General features: G+C 73.4%; 22 protein-coding genes. 15 read left to right on the top strand and 7 right to left on the bottom strand.

The annotated features are described in order from the left end of the window. The first annotated feature begins 131 nt into the window (after positions 1-131). On the top strand, positions 132-695 hold the full coding sequence (locus ACZ4SV_RS34700; protein WP_468010411.1) for a Dps family protein: 564 nt from the start codon (positions 132-134) through the stop codon (positions 693-695). A 135-nt stretch (positions 696-830) separates the two neighbouring features. On the opposite strand, the gene ACZ4SV_RS34695 is transcribed toward ACZ4SV_RS34700, so the two are convergent. Then, complete coding sequence (locus ACZ4SV_RS34695; protein WP_397935967.1) at positions 831-1,079, bottom strand: XRE family transcriptional regulator; 249 nt, start codon at positions 1,077-1,079, stop codon at positions 831-833. Between the two features lie 244 nt (positions 1,080-1,323). Here ACZ4SV_RS34695 and ACZ4SV_RS34690 point away from each other — a divergent pair, with 244 nt between their 5' ends. The 3 genes from ACZ4SV_RS34690 to ACZ4SV_RS34680 are packed head-to-tail and all read left to right on the top strand — an operon-like array spanning position 1,324 to position 2,500. Continuing rightward, positions 1,324-1,470 carry a hypothetical protein gene (locus tag ACZ4SV_RS34690; protein WP_397969189.1) on the top strand — a complete coding sequence of 49 codons (147 nt, stop codon included), beginning with the start codon at positions 1,324-1,326 and terminating at the stop codon, positions 1,468-1,470. Continuing rightward, on the top strand, positions 1,467-2,072 hold the full coding sequence (locus ACZ4SV_RS34685) for a PRC-barrel domain-containing protein (RefSeq protein WP_365942248.1): 606 nt from the start codon (positions 1,467-1,469) through the stop codon (positions 2,070-2,072). The genes ACZ4SV_RS34690 and ACZ4SV_RS34685 overlap by 4 nt, the downstream gene beginning before the upstream one ends. After that, the gene (locus ACZ4SV_RS34680; protein WP_468010402.1) at positions 2,069-2,500 is read left to right on the top strand and encodes a PRC-barrel domain-containing protein; all 432 of its coding nucleotides are present in this window, start codon (positions 2,069-2,071) and stop codon (positions 2,498-2,500) included. Before ACZ4SV_RS34685 ends, ACZ4SV_RS34680 begins: the two co-directional genes overlap by 4 nt. A 96-nt stretch (positions 2,501-2,596) precedes the next feature. Here ACZ4SV_RS34680 and ACZ4SV_RS34675 read toward each other — a convergent pair whose 3' ends face one another. Then, a complete protein-coding gene (locus ACZ4SV_RS34675) occupies positions 2,597-3,094 on the bottom strand; it encodes a hemerythrin domain-containing protein (protein ID WP_468010399.1) in 498 nt (165 codons plus the stop codon). Positions 3,095-3,211: 117 nt separating this feature from the next. Here ACZ4SV_RS34675 and ACZ4SV_RS34670 point away from each other — a divergent pair, with 117 nt between their 5' ends. Next, on the top strand, positions 3,212-3,787 hold the full coding sequence (locus ACZ4SV_RS34670) for a GNAT family N-acetyltransferase (RefSeq protein ID WP_468010395.1): 576 nt from the start codon (positions 3,212-3,214) through the stop codon (positions 3,785-3,787). Here ACZ4SV_RS34670 and ACZ4SV_RS34665 read toward each other — a convergent pair. Further along, positions 3,778-5,580 (bottom strand): coagulation factor 5/8 type domain-containing protein, encoded by a 1,803-nt coding sequence (locus ACZ4SV_RS34665; RefSeq protein WP_468010391.1) that lies wholly within the window; start codon positions 5,578-5,580, stop codon positions 3,778-3,780. The two genes, ACZ4SV_RS34670 and ACZ4SV_RS34665, sit on opposite strands and share 10 nt — an antisense overlap. A gap of 385 nt (positions 5,581-5,965) precedes the next feature. Between ACZ4SV_RS34665 and ACZ4SV_RS34660 the strand changes: the two genes are divergently transcribed. The 5 genes from ACZ4SV_RS34660 (at position 5,966) to ACZ4SV_RS34640 (ending at position 13,969) form a co-directional block, all read left to right on the top strand. Continuing rightward, a complete protein-coding gene (locus tag ACZ4SV_RS34660) occupies positions 5,966-7,060 on the top strand; it encodes a DUF1996 domain-containing protein (protein ID WP_468010388.1) in 1,095 nt (364 codons plus the stop codon). Positions 7,061-7,222: 162 nt separating this feature from the next. Next, a complete protein-coding gene (locus tag ACZ4SV_RS34655; protein ID WP_468010384.1) occupies positions 7,223-8,974 on the top strand; it encodes a discoidin domain-containing protein in 1,752 nt (583 codons plus the stop codon). Positions 8,975-9,000: 26 nt separating this feature from the next. Further along, on the top strand, positions 9,001-11,583 hold the full coding sequence (locus ACZ4SV_RS34650; protein WP_468010381.1) for a glycoside hydrolase family 3 C-terminal domain-containing protein: 2,583 nt from the start codon (positions 9,001-9,003) through the stop codon (positions 11,581-11,583). A 101-nt stretch (positions 11,584-11,684) separates the two neighbouring features. Continuing rightward, complete coding sequence (locus ACZ4SV_RS34645) at positions 11,685-12,725, top strand: LacI family DNA-binding transcriptional regulator (protein WP_468010378.1); 1,041 nt, start codon at positions 11,685-11,687, stop codon at positions 12,723-12,725. 242 nt (positions 12,726-12,967) lie between these two features. Continuing rightward, positions 12,968-13,969, top strand: a complete 1,002-nt coding sequence (locus tag ACZ4SV_RS34640) for a hypothetical protein (RefSeq protein ID WP_468010374.1) — start codon at positions 12,968-12,970, stop codon at positions 13,967-13,969. A gap of 451 nt (positions 13,970-14,420) precedes the next feature. On the opposite strand, the gene ACZ4SV_RS34635 is transcribed toward ACZ4SV_RS34640, so the two are convergent. Next, the gene (locus ACZ4SV_RS34635) at positions 14,421-15,164 is read right to left on the bottom strand and encodes a class I SAM-dependent methyltransferase (RefSeq protein ID WP_468010370.1); all 744 of its coding nucleotides are present in this window, start codon (positions 15,162-15,164) and stop codon (positions 14,421-14,423) included. 503 nt (positions 15,165-15,667) lie between these two features. Here ACZ4SV_RS34635 and ACZ4SV_RS34630 point away from each other — a divergent pair. From ACZ4SV_RS34630 to ACZ4SV_RS34615, 4 genes are read left to right on the top strand one after another with little or no spacing between them, the layout of a single operon-like run. Further along, positions 15,668-16,534: an ABC transporter permease gene (locus ACZ4SV_RS34630; RefSeq protein ID WP_468010366.1), complete on the top strand. Its 867-nt coding sequence runs from the start codon at positions 15,668-15,670 to the stop codon at positions 16,532-16,534. A gap of 59 nt (positions 16,535-16,593) precedes the next feature. Further along, positions 16,594-17,640 carry a taurine ABC transporter substrate-binding protein gene (locus tag ACZ4SV_RS34625; RefSeq protein ID WP_468010362.1) on the top strand — a complete coding sequence of 349 codons (1,047 nt, stop codon included), beginning with the start codon at positions 16,594-16,596 and terminating at the stop codon, positions 17,638-17,640. After that, a complete protein-coding gene (locus ACZ4SV_RS34620; protein ID WP_397946482.1) occupies positions 17,627-18,472 on the top strand; it encodes an ABC transporter ATP-binding protein in 846 nt (281 codons plus the stop codon). The genes ACZ4SV_RS34625 and ACZ4SV_RS34620 overlap by 14 nt, the downstream gene beginning before the upstream one ends. A gap of 54 nt (positions 18,473-18,526) precedes the next feature. After that, positions 18,527-19,444, top strand: a complete 918-nt coding sequence (locus ACZ4SV_RS34615) for a TauD/TfdA dioxygenase family protein (protein WP_397946483.1) — start codon at positions 18,527-18,529, stop codon at positions 19,442-19,444. Between the two features lie 63 nt (positions 19,445-19,507). Here the strand turns inward: ACZ4SV_RS34615 and ACZ4SV_RS34610 are convergent, their stop codons facing one another. After that, positions 19,508-20,752: an MFS transporter gene (locus ACZ4SV_RS34610; protein ID WP_468010353.1), complete on the bottom strand. Its 1,245-nt coding sequence runs from the start codon at positions 20,750-20,752 to the stop codon at positions 19,508-19,510. Between the two features lie 232 nt (positions 20,753-20,984). On the opposite strand from ACZ4SV_RS34610, the gene ACZ4SV_RS34605 reads away from it, so the two are divergent. Beyond that, positions 20,985-21,947: a LysR family transcriptional regulator gene (locus ACZ4SV_RS34605; protein WP_468010349.1), complete on the top strand. Its 963-nt coding sequence runs from the start codon at positions 20,985-20,987 to the stop codon at positions 21,945-21,947. Positions 21,948-21,961: 14 nt separating this feature from the next. On the opposite strand, the gene ACZ4SV_RS34600 is transcribed toward ACZ4SV_RS34605, so the two are convergent. Further along, positions 21,962-22,660 carry a hypothetical protein gene (locus ACZ4SV_RS34600; RefSeq protein WP_468010345.1) on the bottom strand — a complete coding sequence of 233 codons (699 nt, stop codon included), beginning with the start codon at positions 22,658-22,660 and terminating at the stop codon, positions 21,962-21,964. Between the two features lie 119 nt (positions 22,661-22,779). Next, on the bottom strand, positions 22,780-23,403 hold the full coding sequence (locus ACZ4SV_RS34595; protein ID WP_468010342.1) for a TetR/AcrR family transcriptional regulator: 624 nt from the start codon (positions 23,401-23,403) through the stop codon (positions 22,780-22,782). Between the last annotated feature and the right edge of the window lie 30 nt (positions 23,404-23,433).

The following is a 23,433-nucleotide window of genomic DNA, read 5'->3' as shown; positions in this document are numbered from 1 at the left end:
GAACCGACAAGCTCGCCATCGCCTACCAGGCAGCACTCCACCTCGCCGGCATCCTCATCTGGACCCAACGCTGACCAAAGAGACAGAACCTAGGCGCTGTCCACACTGTCCACGGAAAAACGAGGTGAGCCATGACGCAGAACGCGACCCCGAAGTACACAGTTCCCGGCATCGAGCGCGAGGCGGCCGGACAGCTGATCGATCTGCTGCGGCTGCGTCTGCACGCGCTCAACGATCTGCACCTGACCCTCAAGCACGTGCACTGGAACGTCGTGGGGCCGCACTTCATCGCCGTCCACAGCATGCTCGACCCGCAGGTCGACCGGGTCCGGGACATGGCCGACGACGTGGCGGAGCGCATCGCCGCGCTCGGCGGCGTCGCGTACGGCACGCCGGGCACGCTCGTCGCGGAGCGCACCTGGGACGACTACTCCATCGGCCGGGCCGACGCGATCGCCCATCTCGGCGCGCTCGACGTCGTCTACACGGGCCTGATCGAAGACCTCCGCGCCGCGGTCAAGACGGCGGGTGACATCGACCCCGCCACCGAGGACCTGCTCATCGAGCAGCTGCGCGACCTGGAGCAGTTCCAGTGGTTCGTGCGGGCCCACCTGGAGAACGCGGGCGGCGCGCTCGCCACGGGGCAGGCCCGGACGGAGGAGGAGGCCGCGGCCAAGGGCGCCGGGCTGGGCTGAACCGCCCGCCACCGCCCGGCCGGCGGCCGGCGTTCCCGCGTGTCGGGTCCGGCCGCCGGCGGTGGCGGGCGCGGGCGGACGACGGGACAGGAGCGGCGAGCGCGCTGCGCGTCGCACGCCGGCCGGACCGGGTTCTCACCTCGCGGGGTCCGCTCCTGTCCCGTCTGTGCCGCGTGCCGCCACCAGCACCTCCGTCGCCGGCAGGGACAGCATCCGGGCGAGTGCCGTCAGTTCTTCCTCGGTGGGCCGTACGGGCCCCTCCGCCCCGTCCTCCGCGAACGCCTTGACCCGTGGCGTGCGAATCCCGGTGCGCAGGGCGACCGCCTCGGCCGACATCCGCTTGCGGTGCATGGCCTTCTGGATGAGCCGTGCGAGTGCGTCCATCTCCGACTCCTTCGCCCCCTCCTCCGCTGGTAACGGAGCAGCTACCCTCGGTGACCGATTCGACGCCTCCCCGGCACGTCCGCCCGCCCACCCGACCCGTTCACTCCCAGGAGTGAACGGGTCGGCCGGGTTCCGGCCACCCGGTGGCGGCAAGGCGTGCGAGGCCGTACGGCGGGCAACCGGATAGCCCGGGGCCGCCGGACAGGACGACGGCGGGGCGAAGACGCGAACGAGGAGGTCGGCGATGGTGTGGTGGGGCTGGGTGGTCCTGGTGGTCGCGGTGGCGGGGGTGGTCGCCGCGACGGCCGTGGCGGTGCAGGCCAGGCGGCGCAGCGGAACGGTGATCGCGGTGCGTTCGGACCACACGGCCGGCCGGGAGGGCCGGCCGTGATCACTCTCATGCTCGCCTCCGAACTGACCAAGCGGGTGGTCGTGACCCTGGACGGCGAGGCGGTGGCCCAGGTCAGGGACACGGTCTTCGACGCCCGCGCGGGCCGCGTCACCGGCTTCACCCTGAGCGGGCGCGGTCTGCTGGCCGGACCGCTCAAGGAGAGCCTGCCCTTCTCCGCGGTGCACGCGATCGGCCCGGCCGCCGTGATGATCACCGGCGAGACGGCCCTGGAGAGGCGGGACCTGGTAGCGGGAGCCGGCGACGCCGGACACGGCCAGGTCATCGGCGCGCCCGTCCTCACCGACCAGGGCACCGAGATCGGCACCGTCCTGGACGTGGTGCTCGAGGCCGGCGGCAGCGGACGCGTCGCCGGTTTCGAGATCGCCGCCGCCGAGGACGGGGACCGCCGCGAGCGCAAGGTCTTCATTCCGCGCGGTGAGACGCTGGCCGTCTCCGGGCGGGCCCTGGTGGTCCCCGCGCACGCCCGTCACTTCGTCGCCGACGACCTCCCCAGCTTCGGCGCCCAGGTCGAGGCGTTCCGCGCCCACCCCGCACCGCCGTACGGGGACAACTCCACGACCGCGGCGGGAGGCCCGGCATGATGCTGTTCACGCAGACCCGGGGCCTTCCGGTGATCACCGCCGACGCGGCCGAACCGCTCGGGCGGGTGGAGAGCCTGACCATCGACGCGCACACCGCGAGCATCGCCTGCCTGCGCCTGTCCGGAGCCCCGAAGCACGCCGCGGTCATCGCCTGGCACGCGGTCGAGGCGGTGGGACGGGACGCGGTCATCGTGCGCTCCCGCGCCGCAGCCGACCCCGGGCAGGGCGGCCTCCCCACCCACCACGAAGCCCTCGGCCACCGGGTCCTGACGGAACTCGGCACCGAGCACGGCACGGTCAAGGACGTCGCCTTCGACCACACGAGTGGACACGTCCACACGCTGTACACGGCCCTCGGCGAGATCTCCGGCGACCGCCTCCTCGGCCTCGGCTCCTACGCGGTCGTGGTACGCGCCGAAACGGTGTGAGGCGGTCCCGGCAAAACGACCGTCGGGCTGCCGGCGCCCGCACGCAGCGGCACCGGCAGCCCGACGGTCATCGACGCGGCAGGTCAGGGCATGTGCTCACGCGCCGCCGGAGGCGACCAGTTCGCGCACCTTGTCGACACTGCCGCAGCCCTCGTCCAGGTACTTCGCCCGGGCCGTGCGGAACGCCTCGCCCAGTTGGGCACGGCGCTCGTCGGCGACGTTCTCCCGCGCGTCGTTGAGGAGGGTCCGCTCCTCCTCGTCGGCGTGGTGGTTGACCGCCGTGACGAGTTCCTCCAGCTTCTCGTCCCACTCGTCGGAGCCGATGTCCTCGACTTCGAGCAGCGCGAGCAGCGCCTCGTTCGCCTCCTGGTGCTCGTGCACGCTGTGATCGACATCGTCGCCGTCGACGTTCTTGTAGCGCCGCAACGCCGGGTAGACCTCGTCCTCCTCGGCCGAGGCGTGCGCGATGAGCAGATGGGCGAATTCCTCAAGGGCGGCGGCGCGGTCGGCTTCGGCGTTGCGCATGGTACGGAAAAGATCTTCCATGCGCCGGTGGTCCTGGAGGATGAGTTCGACGACGTCAGTGGTCGGCACGGTGACTCCTTACGGCTCGTACGGTAGCGGCCCGCTGTCGCGGATACCCCGGTCGCCGCAGGTCAGGCGTCGGGCATCAGCGGGAAACCAGATCGAGGCGAGAAGAGGCACGTGGAGATGAGCCGGGTCCGTGACAGCCGCGGTGACGTCACCGTCCAGCAGGGAGGCCCGGAGTCCCTCGACCGGCTGGAGCCGCTGTGGCGGGCGCTGCACGCCCATCACCAGTCGGTCCAGCCGGGCTTCGCCTACCACCCGGACGGACGGTCCTGGGAGCTGCGCCGCTCCTGCTATGTGCGCTGGCTCCAGGCGGCGGACTCCTTCGTCCTGGTCGCCGAACGGCACGGCCGGGCGGTCGGCTACGCCTTCGTGGAGATCCGGCCGGGACCCGACGACACCTGGGTGACCGGCCCCCGCGTCGCCGAACTCCAGACGCTCTCCGTCGCCCCCGCGGCACGCGGCCAGGGCATCGGCACCCTCCTGCTCGACGCGGTGGACGAGGAACTGGAGAGGCTGGGCGTCGGCGACCTCTTCGTCGCGGCCCTCGCGGCCAACACCGGCGCCCGGCGCCTGTACGAGCGCCGGGGCCTGCGACCGGTCTTCACCTGCTACGCCCGCTTCTGTGCCGGCAGGCCGGAACCCCGCCGGGTCCGGCCTGCCGTCACGGGCCCGGGACCGGCCCCGGGTCAGGGGTAGGACAGCACCGTGGACGGCGTGGTGGACGTGCCCGAGGTCGGTGCCCCGGTGTCGTTGATGACGTGCTCGTACTGGCCGTTGCCGCCGAGGGAGACCACGAGCAGGTCGTGGAACTTCACGCCGGAGGTGTTCGGGGCGGCGAAGCCGTGGTGCTGCGCGATGCCCGGATCGGCCGTGTAGTTGCAGTAGCTGCCCAGCCCCCACGCCTCGTGGGCGGTGACGTTGTCGCCGACCTTGTAGGCGGCGTAGCCCTTGACGGAGCCGTTCTGGATCGCGGCCTGGTTCGGGGCGTCGTACGCCTTCTCGTTCTGGAAGAAGATGGTGCGGCCCCGCTGGCCGTACCACTGCACGTCGTACTTGTTGAAGTGCTCCACGAACAGGCCGGTGCACAGGACGTCGTCGCCGTTGACGACGATGCCGTAGTCGGCGCGGTTGGTGTCCCAGCCGACGCCGGTGCCGTGGTCCGCGCGCCAGACCCAGGTGTGGTCGACGATGGTGTGCCGGCTGTTGACGACCAGGCTGGTGGTGGCCTTGCCGGCGCCCGCACCGCCGATGCGCACGAACACGTCCTGCACGGTGGTCGGGTTGGCCGAGTGGTCGCGGGAGGCGCCGGTGGGGCCGACCTCCAGCAGGGTCGCGGAGTTGACCGGCCCGGCGTCGATCAGGAAGCCCGCCAGCCGTACGCCGTCCACGTCGGCGACCTTCACGGCCGTGACGCCGTTGTCCGGCACGATCGTGGCGTAACCGAGGCCGAGGACCACGGTGTTGGCCCGGTCGACCCGGACCGGCTGGTCGACGTGGTAGATCCCCGGGGTCAACAGCAGGTGGAGCCCCTGGGCCAGTGCCTGGTTGAGGGTGGCCGCGCTCACGCCCGGCTTGGCGACGTAGAACTGCGAGAGCGGCAGCGAGGTGCCCCGGGGTGTGCCGTTGCCCCAGGTGACGCCGCGCGCGTTGGTGCGCTTCTCGGGCAGGAAGACGCGGAACTCGCTGCCGTCCAGGTACAGGAAGGGCTTCTCGCGGGAGACGGGAGTGGTGTCGAGGGTGGTGTAGGGCGGGTTGGGGAAGCTCTGCGCGGGAGCGCCCTGGACGCCGGAGAACACCATGTTCCACACGGCGTTGGTCCAGCCGCCGATCACGCTGTCGCGGGTGTACCACTGCTGCTGCGAGTACGGGCCGACCTGGCCGTCGACGCGGCAGTCGGCGATGTAGCCGCCGCTGGCCCAGCCGTAGCCGGCCGGGGCGAGGTTGAGGCCGCCGCGCACGTGTATCCGGCGGAAGGGAGCCGCCTGGGCGACGGCCCAGCGGTTGGTGCCGTTGGCCGGGACCAGGGCCAGGTTCTCGGCCGAACGCCAGAAGTTCTGCGTGGCGTTGCCGCCCGCCCAGCCCGCGTCGACCGTCACGTCGCCGTTGATGGTGGTGTCGTCGGGGGACAGACCGAGGCCGGCGATGGAGGTGTAGAAGCCGAGCTGGGCGTTGAGAGCGCTGTAGGTGCCGGGCTTGAACAGCAGGGCGTAGCGGCCGGTGCCGAACTGCGCCGACTCCTGCTGCCGGAAGATCTGGTCCAGTTTGGCCTGGATGCCGGGCGTGGCGGGGTCGAAGACGAGGACGTTGGGGCCGAGGTCGCCGCCGCCGGTCAGGGCGGCCGGCCGGACGGTCCGGCCGGCCGCCGCGGCGGGAGTGGCCGGGCCGGTCAGGAACGGGGCCGTCGCCGCCGCGGCGGCGGCACCGAGGGCGGTACGGCGCGTGACGGGAAAACGGCCGGAGGCGGTGGACTCGGGGAAGGCAGGGGGCATGGTACGGCTCTCCTGGTTCGGAACCTGAACGGTGTGGGGGTGGGGGAGCGCTCTCTGGCCGGGAATGCTTCAGTCCGTTGAACGCAACGTCAAGGGTTGCGACGGAAATCCCCGAGGTTCGCGTTCATCTCCCGTCGGTTCCACCGCATACGGCGGCCCTCGCCCGCAAAGAACCTCAATGGCCGGAAGGCGCCTGACCGTTGCGTTCCCCGGCGGGCCCGCGGACGGCTGCCGTCTTCTGCTGCGGGAGACCTTGACACCCCGCATGGCCGACGTGAGACTCCGTGTCGGGAGAGCGCTCTCCCAGCCACTGCCGCCCGCACTGCCCCGCCGGCGGCGTGGTGGCCGCTCACCCCCCATCCCCCTCCCTCCTCAGGAGGTCTCCATGCCACGGAGATCGAAGATCCTCTCCGGCACACTGATCACGGGCGCGCTCCTCGCGGCCTCGCTCGGTCTGGGCGGTGCCGCACTGAGCGCCGGTGCCCCGGCACCCGGCACCGCGGCCGCGGCGGCCTTCGCGGCCACCCACTCCGGTCACACCATGGCGGTGTCCACCGCCTCCTCGCCCGAAGACCCGGACGGCGACGGCTACATCCCGGCGAACCCGCCGGTCACGGGCGTGACCCCGTCCACCCAGAACCCGCCGCACCGCTACTTCCACGAGTTCCAGGCGAACTGTTCGGTCACGCACACCGCCCCGGACGACCCGATCGTCTACCCGCAGCAGCCGGGCAAGTCCCATGACCACACCTTCATGGGCAACACGACCACGAACGCGAACAGCACCACCGCCTCGCTCGACGCGGCCGGCACCACCTGCAAGGCGCCCGGGGACAAGTCGGCGTACTGGATGCCCACCCTGTACAACGACGACAAGCCGGTCCTCCCGGTCGGCCCCCAGACGATCTACTACAAGTCCGGCGTCACCGACTACACGAGCGTGCGGCCCTTCCCCAAGGGGCTGCGGTTCGTCGTGGGCGACCCGATGCAGAGCGCCGACGCGTTCCGGCACCACCCCGGCTTCGTCGAGGGCTGGGAGTGCGGTGACAGCTACTTCAACACCGACTTCCCCGCGACCTGCCCCAACCGGGCCGACGTCCAGCTCAACATCCGCTTCCAGGCGCCCAGTTGCTGGGACGGGAAGTACCTCGACACACCGGACCACCGGAGTCACATGGCCTACCCGGTGGTCAGGCCCGGCACGAACGACAACGTCTGCCCCGCCGACCATCCGGTGGCGCTGCCGATGATCGAGTTCAAGATGGCGTTCCCGGTCAACGGCGACATGTCCCGGGTGCGGCTGGCCAGCGGACCGGGCCACAGCTTCCACTACGACTTCTTCAACGCCTGGGACGACGCCACGCTCAAGGCGCTGGTCGGCCACTGCATCGTCGGCGGCCTCCAGTGCGACGCGCGCGGCTACGACGAGACCCACCCGGAGGCGGGAGCGGCGCTCGGCCCGGACTACCGGCTCCCGTGACCGTGCCGCGCCACCGCTGACCTCCCCGGCCCGGGACGGTCCGGCCGCCCTCCCGCCCCGCCGCGGCCGGGCCGTCCCGCTCCCCTCCTCCCCCGCCCCCAGCCCCACCGTGCACCCGCAACCCCCACCCGCACCCGCACCCCACCCGCGAAGAGGAACCCCATGACCCCACCCCGCTCCCCCGCACGCCGTCTCCTGGCCCCGCTGACCGCCTCGGTGCTGACCGCCGGCGCCCTGGCGGCGCTGCCCGCCGCCACCGCGCACGCCGCGGGCAGCGTCGTCAAGGTGACCGGCACCCAGGGCAACTGGCAGCTGTCCGTGGACGGCAGGCCGTACCAGATCAAGGGCCTCACCTGGGGGCCCGCCGTCGCCGACGCCGAGAAGTACCTGCCCGACCTCCAGTCCATGGGCGTCAACACCATCCGTACCTGGGGCACCGACGCCTCCAGCAAGCCGCTGTTCGACTCCGCCGCGGCCCACGGCATCAAGGTCATCGCCGGCTTCTGGCTCCAGCCCGGCGGCGGCCCCGGCGCCGGCGGCTGCGTCAACTACCTGACGGACACGACGTACAAGAACCAGGTGCTCGCCGAGTTCCCGAAGTGGGTGCAGACGTACAAGGACAATCCGGGCGTCCTGATGTGGGACGTGGGCAACGAGTCCGTGCTCGGCCTGCAGAACTGCTACAGCGGCGACGAGCTGGAGCGCCAGCGCACCGCCTACACCACGCTCGTCAACGACATCGCCAAGAAGATCCACGGCATCGACCCGAACCACCCGGTCACCTCGACCGACGCCTGGGCCGGCGCCTGGCCGTACTTCAAGAAGAACGCCCCCGACCTCGACCTGTACGCCGTCAACTCCTACAACGCGGTCTGCGATGTCAGGTCCGCGTGGGAGCAGGGCGGGTACACCAAGCCGTACATCGTCACCGAGACCGGGCCCGCCGGCGAGTGGGAGGTGCCGGACGACGCCAACGGCGTGCCGCAGGAGCCGTCCGACCAGGCGAAGGCCGACGGGTACACCAAGGCCTGGGGCTGTATCACCGGGCACAAGGGCGTCGCGCTGGGTGCCACGATGTTCCACTACGGCACCGAGTACGACTTCGGCGGCATCTGGTTCAACCTGCTGCCGGCCGGCCAGAGGCGGCTGTCGTACTACGCGGTCAAGCGGGCCTACGGCGGGGACACCTCGCACGACAACACCCCGCCCGTCATCTCCGACCTGTCCGTCGAAGGCGGCGCGGGCGGCGTGCAGGCCGGCCGCGACGTGACCCTGGCCGTCCGGGCCGCCGACCCCGACGGCGACCCGATCGCCTACGAGGTCCTCGACAACAGCAACTACCTCGACGGCAGCAAGCAGTTGGTCTCCCTGCCCGTCACCGCGCTGGGCGGCGGCCGGCTGCGGTTCACGGCACCCGACCGGCCCGGCGTGTGGAAGGTCTACGTCAAGGCCACGGACGGCCACGGCAACGTCGGCGTCGAGACCCGCTCCATCCGAGTCGTACCGCCCGCCGTGAACGGCACGAACATCGCGCTCGGCAAGCCCGCCACCGCCTCCTCCTTCCAGGGCAGTTACGGCGACTGCCCGTGCACCGCCGCGAACGCGGTGGACGGCAACCCGGCCACCCGCTGGGCCAGCGACTGGAGCGACCCGCAGTGGCTCCGGGTCGACCTCGGCACCCGCACCGCGTTCAAGCACGTCCAGCTGGTGTGGGAGTCCTCCTACGCCAAGGCGTACACCATCCAGACCTCCGACGACGGCCAGACCTGGCAGACGCTGCGCACGGTGAGCGACGGCAACGGCGGCGTGGACGACTTCGACGTCAGCGGCACCGGCCGCTACGTCCGTGTCAACGGCACGCAGCGCGGCACCGGTTACGGCTACTCGCTGTACGAGTTCGGCGTCTACAACTGACCACGCGGTACGAGGAGGGGGCGGGGATGCACGACGAGGACGAGCGGGACCGGCTGATCGACAAGCTCACGCTGCGGGCCAAGGTCCGGTTGCTCACCGGCGCCGACACCTGGCGCACGGCGGCGGAACCGGCCGTCCAGTTGCGCCCGTGGGTGATGTCGGACGGGCCGGCCGGCGTGCGCGGGCCGGCGTGGGACGAGCGGTGGACCTCCGTGCTGCTGCCCTCGGCCACCGCGCTCGCCGCCACCTGGGACGAGCCGCTGGTCGAGCGGCTCGGCGCCCTCCTCGCCCTGGAAGCGCGGCGCAAGGGCGTGCACGCGGTCCTCGCCCCCAACCTCAATCTGCACCGCAGCCCGCTCGGCGGCCGGCACTTCGAGTGCTTCTCCGAGGACCCCGAGCTGACCGGCCGTATCGGAGCGGCGCTGGTGCGCGGCATCCAGGCGTGCGGCGTGGCCGCCACCGCCAAGCACTACGTGGCCAACGACTCCGAGACCGACCGGCTGACCGTGGACGTACGCGTCGGCCAACGGGCGCTGCACGAGGTGTACTTGGCGCCGTTCGAGGCGGCCGTGGCGGCGGGCGTCCGCATGGTCATGGCCGGTTACAACGCGGTCAACGGCACCACCATGACCGCGAGCCCGCTGCTGACCGATCCCCTGCGCACCGCGTGGGGCTTCGACGGCGTGGTCGTCTCCGACTGGGGAGCGGTGCGCACCACCCTGGACACCGCGGCCGCCGGCCTGGACCTGGTGATGCCGGGGCCCGCGGAAGCCTGGGGCGAGGCGCTGGTGCGCGTGGTGGAGGAAGGACACCTCGCGGAGCAGGTGGTCGACGACAAGGTGCGGCGCCTGCTGAGGCACGCGGACCGGCTGGGCGCGCTCGGCCGGCCCGACCCCCCGCCCGGGCCCGGCGTGCGTCCCGGTGCGGTGCGGGCGCTGGCGCGCCGGGCCGCGGCCGCGGGCACGGTCCTGCTGGCCAACCGCGGTGTGCTGCCGCTGGACGCCGGACGGCTGGCGACGGTGGCGGTGATCGGCGCACACGCCGCGCGCACCCGCGGCCAGGGCGGCGGCAGCGCCGGGGTGTTCCCCCAGGCCGAGATCAGCGCGCTGCGCGGCATCCGGGCCCGGCTGCGCGGCCGGGCCAGGGTGCTGCACGTCCCGGGTCCGGTCCCCGCGGGGCCGCCGCCTGCGCTGGACACGAAGCTGTGCACCGATCCGAGGTCCGGGGCGCCCGGCGTGCTGCTGCGGATGCTGGACGCCGGCGGAAGCGAGCTGTACGCCGAACACCGCTCCACCGGGCGGCTGTTGGAACCACGGCTGGTGCCCGGCGCGCACACGGTGGAGATCAGCGCCCGGCTGCGCCCGCGGGTGACGGGGGCGTGGACCCTGGGGATCGCCGGGTTCGGGCGGATGAGCCTGCGCGTCGACGGCCGGGCCCTGCTGGAGGGCGACTTCCCCCAGGACACCGACGACCCGGCCCTGGTGCACGTCAGCCCGCCGGCCCACTGCGCCACCGCGCACCTGGCCGCGGGCGAGGACGTACTCCTCGTCGCCCGCCGCGCACTGGCCCCGGGCACCGGGCGGGCGGTGGTGGTCAGCGCGGCACCGCCCGCCCCCGACGAGGACGCGGCACTGGAGGCGGCCACCCGGGCGGCGCGCGAGGCGGACGCGGCCATCGTGGTCGTCGGCACCACCGAGCACGACGAGTGCGAGGGCCGCGACCGGCTGCGGATCGCCCTGGAGCCCGGCCAGGACGCGCTGGTCCGCGCGGTGGCCGCCGCCAACCCGCGCACCGTGGCCGTCGTCAACAGCGGCGGTCCCGTCGAGATGCCCTGGCGGGAGGAGGTCGGCGCCGTGCTCCTGCCCTGGTTCCCGGGACAGGAGGGCGGCGGCGCCCTGGCCGATGTGCTCTTCGGCCACACCGAGCCCGGCGGACGGCTGCCCACCACCTGGCCGGCCGTGCTCGGCGACGCTCCCGTCACCGGGACCCGGCCCGTGGACGGCCGCCTCGACTACACCGAGGGCCTGCACATCGGCCACCGCGGCTGGCTGCGGGCCGGGCGGACGCCGGCCTACTGGTTCGGACACGGGCTCGGCTACACGACGTGGGCGTACGAGGAGCTGACGGGGCCGGCCACGGTCCGCGCGGGCGAGCCGTTCACCGTACGGGTCCGGGTGCGCAACACCGGTGCCCGCCCGGGCCGTGAGGTCGTCCAGGTGTATCTGGCCCGGCCCGGTGCCGCCGTGGAGTACCCCGAGCGGTGGTTCGCGGGGTACGCGGCAGTGCGCGCCCGGCCGGGTGAGGCGGTGACCGCCCGGGTACGCGTCCCGGCCAGAGTCCTGCGGCACTGGGACGAGCGGGCGGGCGGCTGGCGCACCGAGCCCGGCGCGTGCCGGGTCCTGGCGGGACGGTCGGCGGGCGACCTGCCGCTTGCGGCGGTGACGGAGCTGCTGGGCGACCTGCCGGCCGCCTCGGTGCCGGAGGTGCAGGGCGACCTGCCGCCGGCCTCGATGACGGAGCTGCTCGGCGACCTGCCGACCGCCTCGGTGACGGAGGCGCAGGGTGACGTGCCGGCCGCCTCGGTGACGGGGTTGCGCGCGGAGGGCTGACCGGGCCGGGAGCCGGGCGGACGGGCGGCCGGAGAGCGGGGCGCCTGCCTCCGGGAGAGCGCTCTATACGGTGCGCCCGGCGTGCCGTTAGGGTGCAGGCCATGAGCAAACAGGCCCCGACGCTGGAGGACGTCGCCCGCGAGGCAGGGGTGTCCCGGGCGACCGTGTCCCGGGTCGTCAACGGCGTCCGCAATGTCGATCCCACGATCCAGGAGCTGGTCCGCCGGGCGATCGAGCAGACCGGTTACGCCCCCAACCGGGCGGCCCGGTCGCTGGTGACGCGGCGCACCGAGACCGTCGCGCTGGTGGTCTCCGGGGCCGGGGACGCCCCGGAGGACAGCCAGGAGGCCTTCGCGGCCCGGGTCTTCGCGGACCCCTTCTTCGGGCGGGTGGTCGCCGGGGTCGTCGGTTTCCTGCGTCCGCGCTCCATGCATCCGGTCCTGATGTTCGCCGAGTCGGCCGCGGACCGCTGCGAGGTCCTCACCTATCTGCGGCAGGGCCGCGCCGACGGCGCGCTCCTCGTCTCCACGCACGCCGACGACCCGCTGCCCGGACTGCTGGCCGAGGCGGGGCTGCCCACCGTGCTGTTCGCCCGCCCGGCCGGTCCGGTGCCGCTGAGCTATGTGGACCTGGACCACCGGGACGGCGGCCGGCTCGCCGCGGAGCACCTGCTGGCGCGCGGCTGCCGCAGGCCGGCCACGGTGGCCGGGCCGCTCGCCGTCGGCGCGAGCCAGGACCGGCTGGCCGGCTTCCGGGACACGCTGGCCCGCCACGGCCATCCGTACACGCCTGTCGTCGAGGGCGGTTTCACCTTCGACAGCGGGGTCACGGCCATGACCCGGCTGCTGGCCGAGCGGCCCGACGTGGACGGGGTGTTCGCGGCCAACGACCTGATGGCCCAAGGGGTCTGCCAGGTGCTGTGGGAACACGGCAGGCGCGTGCCCGACGACGTCGCGGTCGTCGGCTTCGACGACTCCGGCATCGCCCTGGCCTGCCGCCCCGCGCTGACCACGGTCCGCCAGCCGGTCGAGCGCATGGCGGCGCGGATGGCCGGGCTCCTCGACGAACACATCCGGGGCGAGCGGACCGAGCCCACGTCCGTCGTCTTCGACCCCGAACTGGTCGTACGGGTCTCCGCGTAGGCGTGCCGGTCACGCGCGGCGGCCCGGTATGCCGAGGCGCCGGACCGGCTCCGCACGGGGTAACGCACCCGCGCGGACACCGCACCGACTCTGGGGGCAACCATGCGGGCCGGTGGTGAGTCTTCTGATCGATCACCCGGTGATCGGACAACAAGGAGACCATCATCAGCGCCATACACAAGACCCTGACCGCCGCCGCCGTCGTCGGTGTCGTCCTCGCGGGCTCCGCCGCCTGCGGAACGGTGGAGCAGCTCTCCGCCGGCAAGAAGCTGGACCGTGCCTTCGACGAGCTGGGCAAGAAGAAGACGCTCTCCTTCGAGTTCGACCTGGACACCGACGTCGCCTCCCTGAAGGCGCTGGACGCCAAGTCCGATCCCGAGCCCGGCGAAGAGATCCCGGACGAGGCCGCCAAGCTGATGAGCGGCGCGAAGATCGCGCTGACCGTCCAGTCGAAGAAGCCGTTCGAGGAGTCCGGGGACAAGGACTTCGTCGGCATGGCCATGAAGATCAGCAGCCCGGAGGGCGACCTCGCCGAGTACCGGCTCGTCGGCGACTACGCCTACGTCCGGGCCGACATGAAGACCCTCGGCACGCTGATGGGCAGCCCTGTGCCGGCCGACGCCGACCTGCCTCCGGAGGCCGGGGCGTTCAAGGACGTCCTCGCGGGCAAGTGGGTGAAGTTCAGCACCAAGGACGTGGAGAAGGCCGCCGCCGACGGCAAGAAGGCCTCGGGCGGTCCCGCGCCCGTCCCGTCCCTGGACGCCGGGACGCAGAAGAAGCTGGTGAAGTCCCTGCGCGAGGTCGTCGCCCGCGAGGTGCGGTTCAAGACGGCCGGCGGCGAGGACGGCACCGAGCACATCACCGCCACGGCTCCGTTCCGCACGCTGGTCACCGAGCTGTTCGGCGAGATCCGTCCGCTGGCCAAGGACCTGCCGCCGGGTATGGACCTGCCCACGGACAAGGACCTGAAGGACGCTCCCAACTCCAAGGTGACGGCGGACTTCACGCTCAAGAACGGTGAGCTGTCCGAGGTGGACGTGGACCTCGCCAAGCTGGCCGAGGACGCCAAGGTGAAGAAGCTGGGCCTGACCCTGCGGGTGGGCGACGGCACCACGCCCACCGCCCCGGCCGGTGCCAAGGAGCTGGACCTCGGCGAACTGATGAAGGGCTTCTTCGCCGGCGCGGTGGGCGTTGCCGTGTCCGAGGGCCACGACTCGACCGGCGCGGACTACCCGCAGGACTAGGGCCTCTCGTTTGGATCATGCCGGGCTCGCGGGCCCTGGCACCGCACCTCGCGGCGTTGTCGTCGGTTGCCATGGCTCCGCCATGGCGCCCTCCTCCGCCTTGCGATGCACGGCACCAGACCCCGCTCCCTGATCCGGCCTGATCCAAACGAAAGACCCTAGGTCCGCAGGCCGCCTCACGCCGAGCGCGGGGGCGCGGGCACCGGGCGCGGGCACGGTGCGGACCGGGGCCGGCCGACGGCGGGGAAGGTGCCCGCCGTCGGCGCCCCGCCGCGCCCGAGGCCCGCGGCCCGGGCAGGCGGCGGGCCGGGCAGGCCGCGGTCCGGGCACCGGCCGTGCGGCGGGCCTCCGACCGGACACGCTGCGGGCCGTGCCGGTCGGCCGGCGGTGGGCCGTGCCGGTCAGACGATGGCGGTCCCTGCCGGTTGGCCGGTGGCGGCCCGGGGGCCGGTCAGGCGCGGCAGCGCAGCAGTTCCAGCGGCGGGTGGGCGAGGAGGTCCGCCCAGAAGTCCGCACCGAAGGCACGGACGCCGGCCTCGGACACCCGGAGCGGAAGCCACTCCAGCGCGCCGAACCCCGCCGCCCGCAGGCAGTCCTCGTAGACCTCGCGCCGCGGGACCACGCCGAGGATGCTGATCGGCTTCGGCTGGAGCAGGGCGGTGACCCGGACCCATGGACCCGCCTCGGCCTCCTCGCCGGTCGGCTCGCAGCGGAACCCGTACTTGTCCAGCGACGGGCAGTCGAACCGGTAGTCGGGCTTCTGGGCGAACACGAAGAACTCGCCGCCCGGCACCAGGCTCCGGTGGACGGCGCGGCACATCCGCTCCAACGTCGCGATGTCCGGCGCGTAGTTGAGGCACTGCACGCCCAGCGCGATGTCGTAGCGCCGGTCGAGCGGCCGCAGTTCGGCCACGTCACCGACCTCGTAGCGCACACCCAGCGGTTCGCGCCGCTCGAACTGCCGCGCCGCGGCGATCATCTCGCCCGAGATGTCGACGCCGAGGACCTCCGAGGCGCCCCGCCGCTTGAACTCCCTGCTGTAGAAGCCGGTGCCGCACGCCAGGTCGAGAACCGACTTGCCGCGCACGTCCCCGGCCATGTCCAGGAAGCTGGGCACCTCGCCGTAGCGGATGACCGGCAGGGACTTGAACCCCTCGAACGCCTCGCCGATCTCGTCGTACTGCTGCACGCTCATGTGCGGCCCCCCTCGTGTGGTGCGTCGTGGCAGGAAGTCTCCACCGCGTCCGTCCGGCCGCCGTACTGGCGGATGACACGAAGAACCCGGCCGGTGACCTTCGTTTCACCCAACGCCGACCGCCGGGGTCCTCGCGGTGCCCCGGCCCTCCGCCCGGCCGGTACGCCGCTCGTCCCGGCGGCGCGGCCGGTGTTCCAGCAGGTGGACGGGTGGTTGGTGTGGCGCGGCGGGCTGCTGTAGAAATAGGCCTCATGACGCCCGAGCCGCTGGTACGCCGCCTGGTCATCGACCTGTGCCGCCGTCCCGTCTCGTGTTGTCCGTGACCGCGCGTCCCTGACGCCGCCTCCCGGCCGGTGATGCCACCCGGCCGTCGTTCCGCACACCCCTGCCTCGTCATGGGGTCGTTTTCCGCACCCTGACCGTCCCCGCGCGGGCGCGGGGCCGTCCGCCGTCGCCCGGCGGACGGCTGCCCGCCCTGCCCCGGTGCCCCCTGGAGGCCGCCCGTGTCCCCGACATCCCTGCCGGAAGAGACCGATCCCGTCGCCGCGCCCGGCGGGGAGCCGGTGCGCCGCCGTTCCCGCGCGCCGGAACGGATACGTCATCTCGCCCTGCCGCTCGGCTCGTTGGTGCTGTTCCTCGTGCTGTGGCAGGCACTGGCGGCGAGCGGGACGTGGAGCGAGACGCTCGTGCCGCCGCCGGCCAAGGTGTGGGACGCGTTCGTCACCGTGTCCACCACGCACGACGGCGTACGCGGCTACAACGGCACCTATCTGATCGAGCACCTGGGCATCAGCCTGCGCCGGATCGCGTTCGGGGCCGGGCTCGGCATCGCCGCCGGGGTCGTCTTCGGACTGCTGATGGGCACCGTCCGCCCGCTGCGCTCGCTGTTCGAGCCGTGGATCACTTTCCTGCGGACGCTGCCTCCGCTGGCGTACTTCTCGCTGCTCGTCATCTGGCTCGGCATCAACGAGGAGCCGAAGATCACGCTGCTCGCCGTGGCCGCCTTCCCGCCGGTGGCGGTGTCCACCACCACGGCCGTGGCCGCCGTACCGAGGAGTCTGGTGGAGGCGGCCCGCGCGCTCGGCGCCTCCCGGTGGGACGCCGTCAGGGACGTGGTCGTGCCGTCCGCCCTGCCGGAGACGCTCACCGGCATCCGGCTGGCCGTGGGCGTGGCCTACTCCTCCCTGGTGGCCGCCGAACTGGTCAACGGACTGCCCGGGATCGGCGGCATGGTCAAGGACGCCGCCAACTACAACAACACCCCGGTGGTGCTCGTCGGCATCATCGCCATCGGGATATCCGGCCTGGTCATCGACGGCCTGCTGCTACGGCTGGAACGCGCCGTCGTCCCCTGGCGCGGCCGCGTGTGAGCCCCGCGCTCCCCTCCCCGCACCGCACACTCGTCCCCCTGCACAGAAACGGCTCCGCCATGTCCCCTGTCCCCCAAGGCCCTTCCCGCCGGCTGCTGCTCACCGGCACTCTCGCCGCCGCCTCGGCCGTGCTCACCGGCTGCTCCTCGGACGGTGACACCTCGTCCGGCGGCAAGCGGCTGCGCATCGGCTACTTCGCCTTCCCCAGCGGCGACCTCGTCATGAAGAACAGGAAGCTGCTGGAGAAGGCGCTGCCGGACCACACGATCACCTGGATCAAGTTCGACTCCGGCGCGAGCGTCAACCAGGCCTTCGTGGGCAAGTCCCTGGACATCGCCGCCCTCGGGTCCAGCCCGTTCGCCCGGGGCGTGTCCGGGCCGTCGCCGATCCCCTACAAGGTCGCCTGGATCCTGGACGTGGCGGGTGAGAACGAGGCGCTCGTGGCGCGCAAGGGCGCCGGTGTCTCCGAGGTCGCCGGACTCAAGGGGAAGACGGTCGCCACGCCGTTCGCCTCCACCTCGCACTACAGTCTGCTCGCCGCCCTGGACACGGCCGGTCTGACGACCTCCGACGTCAAGCTGGTCGACCTCCAGCCGCAGGCGATCCTCGCCGCCTGGCAGCGCGGTGACATCGACGCCGCGTATGTGTGGCTGCCCACCCTGGACGAGCTGCGCCGCACCGGCACCCAGCTCACCAGCAGCAAACGGATAGGCGCCGCCGGCAAGCCGACCCTGGACCTGGCCGTCGTCTCGGAGGAGCTGATTGCCCGCGATCCGAAGGCGATCGACGCCTGGCGCGCGGCCGAGGCACAGGCCCTGCGCCTGCTCAAGGCCGACCCGGACGGCTCGGTGAAGGCGGTCGCCGCCGAACTGGGCATCAGCGCCGCGGACGCCAAGGCACAGCTCGACCAGGGCGTGTTCCTCACTCCGGAACAGGTGGTGTCCGCCGACTGGCTGGGCACGGACGGCGCCCCGGGCAAGCTGCTCTCCTACGTCACCGACACCGCCCGCTTCCTGGCCGGGCAGCAGCAGATCGACGCGGCACCGGCCGAGGACGCCGTGCGCAAGGCCTTCTATCTGAAGGGGCTGCCCGATGTCCTCAAGTGAGACCGCCGAGACCGCCGACAACGCCCGGACCGCCGGGACCGCCGATTCCGGTGAGGGCGCGGGCGGCGGTGAGCGGACCGGTGCCGTGCGGCTGCGCGAGGTCACGCACCGGTACGGCGCCGTCACCGCCGTGGGTCCCGTCGATCTGACCGTTCCCGCCGGGGAGTTCCTCGTCCTGGTGGGCGCCTCCGGCTGCGGCAAGAGCACCCTGCTGCGGCTGATCGCCGGGTTCGAGCAGCCCACGCACGGCTCCGTGCGGGTGTCCGGCACCGCGCCCCGGCCCGGGGAGACGGCCGGTGTGGTCTTCCAGACGCCCCGGCTGTTCCCGTGGCGGACGGTGGGCGGCAACATCGACCTGGCCCTGCGGTACGCGGGCGTGGCACCCGACCGGCGGGCCGAACGGCGGGCGCGGCTGCTGGCCCGCGTCGGTCTGGAAGGGACCGCGAAGCGGCGCACGTGGGAGATCTCCGGCGGCCAGCAGCAGCGCGTCGCCATCGCGCGGGCCCTCGCCGCGGAACGTCCGCTCCTCCTGCTCGACGAACCCTTCGCGGCGCTGGACGCGCTGACCCGGGAACGGCTCCAGGAGGACGTGCGCCAGGTGGCCGCGCAGACCGGGCGGACCACCGTGTTCGTGACGCACTCGGCGGACGAGGCGGTGTTCCTCGGCTCGCGCATCGTGGTGCTCACCAAGAGCCCCGGCACGGTCGCCCTCGATCTGCCGATCCCGCTGCCGCGCGGCGACGTGGACGCCGAGGAACTGCGCGAGTCCCGCGAGTTCGGCGAGCTGCGCGCCCGGGTGGCGCACGCGGTGAAGTCCGCGGCGGCGGCCTGACCGCCGTACCCCGTTCCCGTATCCCTGCCTCGCGGCAGCAGAAAGGACACCCCGATGAGCGTTCTCAGCGACCGGCCCGCGGCGGCCGGGCTCGCGGTCGTGGAACTCGGCCCGCACTTCGGCGCCGAGATCCACGGCATCGACCTCGGCCGGCTCGACGACGAGCAGGTCCGCGCGGTCCGGGAAGCACTCGTGCGGTACAAGGTGCTCTTCGTGCGCGGACAGCACGGCCTCGACGACGCCGCGCAGATCGAGTTCGGCAGGAGGCTGGGCGAGGTCACGACCGGGCATCCGGTGCACGACTCCGGTGACGTGGCGCCCGAGGTGTACTCCCTGGACAGCCAGGACAACGGGTTCGCCGACGTGTGGCACACGGACGTGACGTTCGTGCGGCGGCCGCCCGCGATCTCCGTGCTGCGGGCCGTGGTCCTGCCGCCGAGCGGCGGTGACACGAACTGGGCCGACAGCCAGCTCGCGTACGCGTCGCTGTCGCCCGGGCTGCGGGCGTACGTCGACACGCTCACCGCCGTCCACGACGGCACCCGGGAGTTCGGCTACTACCTGGCCCAGCGCCGCAAGGGCCGCGGCAACCTGTGGGAGGGCGAGGTCTTCACCGAGCTGACGCCGGTGGAGCACCCCGTGGTGCGGGTGCACCCGGAGAGCGGCCGCAAGGGCCTGTTCGTGAACCCCGGCTTCACCTCGCACATCGTCGGTGTCTCGGAGCACGAGAGCCGGGGCATCCTCGACATCCTCTACGCCCACCTCACCAAGCCCGAACACGTCGTACGGCACCGCTGGCAGCCCGGTGACGTGGCGCTGTGGGACAACCGCGGCACGGCGCACTACGCCAACCGCGACTACGGCGACCAGCACCGCGTCATGCACCGCATCACCCTGCGCGGTGACGTCCCGGTGGGACCGGCCGCCGCCGGGGAGGGTCCCGCGTCCGGGACGCCGGGCTTCCTCGGTTAGGGCCGCTGCATCCTGCCGTATCCCGCTGTATCCCGCCTGACCGGGTGGCCAGGGGCCGCCCGGTCAGGTACGGGCCGGGGCCGGTTCCGGTGCGGCGGGCAGCGGTGTCACGCGGCGGGGCAGCAGCAGCGGGGTCGCCAGCAGGAGCACGCCGGCCAGGCCGATGGCCGTGCGCGGGCCGAGCAGACCGCCCAGCACGCCCCAGACGGCCGTCAGCAGCGCGGTGGCGGCCTTCGTCGTCACGGTCCAGGCGGACAGCGTGCGGGTGACCCGGCCGGCGGCGGTGCGTTCGAGGCGGTAGGTGGCGTAGACGGGGTTGAAGACGCCGCAGCAGAAGATCAGCCCGAGTTCGACGCCCATCACCAGCAGCAGCCCGCCGGTGCCCGGCCTGGGGAAGGCCAGGCCGAGGGGCCAGACCGCGCGTGCCGTGCCGGCCACGAGCAGGACCCGGTGCTGCCCGAACCGGGTGACCAGCGGCCGGGCCAGCCGGGAGCCGAGCAGGCCGCCGACCGAGGGCGCGGCGAAGGCGAGGCCGTACTCCCACGGGGTGAACCCGAGCCGGGCGAGCAGGAGGAAGGCCACCAGCGGCTCGGTGGCCATCACCAGGCCGTTGAACAGGGCGGTGTGGAAGAACAGCGGGCGCAGGGTCGCGTCGGCGAGGAGGGAGCGCCAGCCGTCGCGCAGGTCCCGGACCCGTACGCGCGGGGCCTCCCGGTGTCCGGGGCTCGGCTCGGGGCCGCCCGTCGCGCGGATGCCCAGGGCCGAGAGCAGATAGCTGACCGCGTCGGCCAGCACCGTGGCCACCGGACCGAGGAGCCCGAACGCGACGCCGCCCAGCGGTGGCCCGATGATCGTGGTCGTCCAAGACGTGGACTCCAGCCGGGCGTTGGCGACGAGCAGGTCCTCGGCCGGCAGCAGCCCCTTCAGATACGCCCCGGAGGCGGCGCGGAAGGTGATGTCGGCCGCCGCGACGACGACCGACACCAGCAGGAGCTGGACGAAGGTGAGCACGCCGAGGGCGAACGCGACGGGGACCGTCAGCAGCGCCGCGCACCGCACGAGGTCCATGGCGATCAGCACCGGCCGCTTGCGACGGAACTCCACCCAGGGGCCCAGCGGCACCGCCACGGCCGCGCCCACCGCGACGCCCGCGGAGGACAGCGCGGCGACCTGGGCCGGCCCGGCGTGCAGCACGTGGACGGCGATCAGCGGGAAGGCGCCGAAGGCGAGCCAGGTGCCGAGCGCGCTGGTTCCGTACGCCGCCCAGAGCCACCCGAACCGTCGCCCCAGCCGGTACCCGCTGCTCATGCCACCACGCCCCGCCACTCGTCCCACCGTCCGTGCCCGCGACCGATCCGCGACCGGTCCGCGTCCGATCCGCGACCGATCCGCGACCGGTCCGCGTCCGATCCGCGTCCGATCCGCGTCCGATCCGCGTCCGATCCGCGTCCGGGACATCCAAGCGAGCCCGGCGGCCCGGGAGCAAACAACCGCGGAGACGCCCGCCACAACCAACGGTTGTGGCCGTAGGGTGGGCGCCATGGATCTCGACACCGTCCGGACCTTCGTCGCCGTCGCCGACACGGGGCGGTTCCAGGAGGCCGCCGTCGAGCTGGCGGTGACCCAGCAGGCCGTCTCCAAGCGCATCGCCGCGCTGGAGCGCGGCCTCGGCGTGCGGCTGTTGACCCGCGGCGCGCGCGGCGCCGGGCTGACCATCGACGGACAGGCGTTCCTGCCGCACGCGCGCGAGCTGCTGCGCGTCGCCGAGCGCGCGGCCGCCTCCGTGCACACCGGCCGCCGCCCCCTGCGCGTCGACGTGATCGCCTCGCGCGTCGCGCCGGCGGGCCTGATGCGCGACTTCCACCGCGCGCACCCCGGGACCGACCTCGACGTGGTGATGCTGCACGAGGTCGAGACGGCCGTCGCCGCCCTCCGGTCCGGCAGCATCGACGCGTCCTTCCGCGCCGTCGCCGCGCCCGGCCGGCCCCTCCCCCGGGACATCAGTTGCGTCCGGGTGCTGGACGAGCCGCTCCAGCTCCTCACCGGCCCCGGCCACGCGCTCGCGGGTGCCCGGTCGGTGCCCCTCGCGCGGCTCGCCGGGCACCGGATCTGGATGCCCGGTGTCGTCCCCGGCACCGAGTGGGGCGCCTACTACGACGATCTGGTCGCCGAGTTCGGTCTCACGATCGAGGCGACCGGGCCCAACTTCGGCTCCGACGCGCTGCTCGACACCATCGCCGGCACCCCGGACCTGGCCACCTTCATGGGCGAGCACACCCTCCCGCGGCTGCCGCCGGCCGGTGACGAGGCCGTCGGGCCCGCCGGTCACGGACTGCGCCGCATCCCGGTGACCGACCCGACGCCGGTCTACCCGCACGCGCTCCTGTGGCACCGCGACAACCCGCACCCGGCGCTGGTCACGCTCCGCGCGCACCTCGCCGCCACGGCGGCCGGCCACGACGCCGCCGGGACCTGGACGCCGGACTGGGTGATCCCGCGCTGACCACGCCTTCCCGCTCAGGTGCGGCGCGGGCCGGGCCGGCCGGTGTCCCGGCCGCCGGCGCGGGCCCGCAGGCGGGCGAGGTAGTCCTCGGGGCGGGGGTAGGGCCGGTTCTGGGCTCCGTCGCGGTGCAGCAGCAGCCGGCCGTCGGGATGCAGCCGCACGGTGGTGGTCGCCTGCCGGGGCACCGCCTCGCGCGGGGTGTCCGGGCCGGGCGGCGGGGCGAGGACGGGCACGGTGGCGGGGAACATGGCGAGGGCTTCGGCGGTGGTGGCGGCCGGCGGCCGTCCGGTGCGGTTGGCGCTGCTGACGTACAGCAGCGGGTGTGCGTCCAGTACGGGTCGCAGCGGGTCCCAGCGGGCGCCGAACAGCAGGATCCAGCCGTCCTTCTCCGCCGGGGCGAGCCAGGCCGGACACGTGGCGCGGGGGCGCAGCGGCAGGAGTACGGTCAGGTGCTCCTCGGCGAGCAGCCACCGGGCCAGCGTCCGGCAGCGCGGGGTGAGGTCCCACAGCGGGTCGAGTGCGCGCAGGGTGCCGGCGTGGTGGGCCCAGAGGGCGACCGGCCGTCCGGGGGGCCGGCCCTTGGCCTCGTTGACGGCCCGCGGCCCGGTGGCGGTGATCACGTGGGTCAGCGGCGCGGGGTTGGGCAGCACGACCGCCCGGCCCGTGGCGAGGCTGCTCCGTACCTGGGCCAGGGTGGCCGCGGTGGGGGTCACGGTGTGCTCCCGGCGGTGGTGGTGTGGGTGAGGCCGTCCCGAAGGCGGTCAGCCGACGGACCGCCCCCGTCCCACGATCCGCGTCCGCCGGGTCCGGGCGCCGCCGGTCCGCGAGGAGATCACCCGAAGGAAGGAACGTCGCTGTCGCCGGCCGGGCCGGGAGACGCGGCGGCCGCGCGGCCGGGACCGCACAGCTCGGCGACCAGCTCCCGGGCGAACCGCTCGTCCGTTCCGGGGACCGAGAACACCACGCGGAAGTAGAGGGGGGCGACGATCCGGTCGAGTACGCGCTCCAGCGAGGGCGGCGTCTCGCCCCGCCGGGCGGCGGCGTCCAGCGGGGCCCGGAAGCGGGCGCTGACCCGGTCCAGGCAGGCGCGCAGTCCGGCCCGGCGTTCGTCCACGTCCGGGGCCACCTCGGCGCGGAAGAACGCCACGCCGTCCGGCCGGGACAGGTCCCGAAGCGTCCACACCGCCACCCGCTCCAGGTCCTGGCGGAGGTCGCCGAGCAGCTCGGGCGTCTCCTCGTCCTGGCGCCGGGCGGCCACGTCGGCCAGGAGGGCGGCGGTCGTGCCCCAACGGCGGTAGACGGAGCTGGGGTTGACGCCAGCCCGGCGTGCGACCGCGGGGACGGTCACCTTGTCGGCGCCGACTTCCCGCACGAGGTCCACCACCGCCTGGTGCACGGCGGCGCGGACGCGGGCACTGCGGCCTCCGGGGCGGCTGTCGTTGCTTTTGGCGGGCATGCCCCCAGCTTAAAGCAAAAGTTTGCGCTT

The organism is Streptomyces sp. NPDC027672 (genome assembly GCF_055566335.1).
This window is presented reverse-complemented; position numbering and strand designations above follow the sequence as displayed.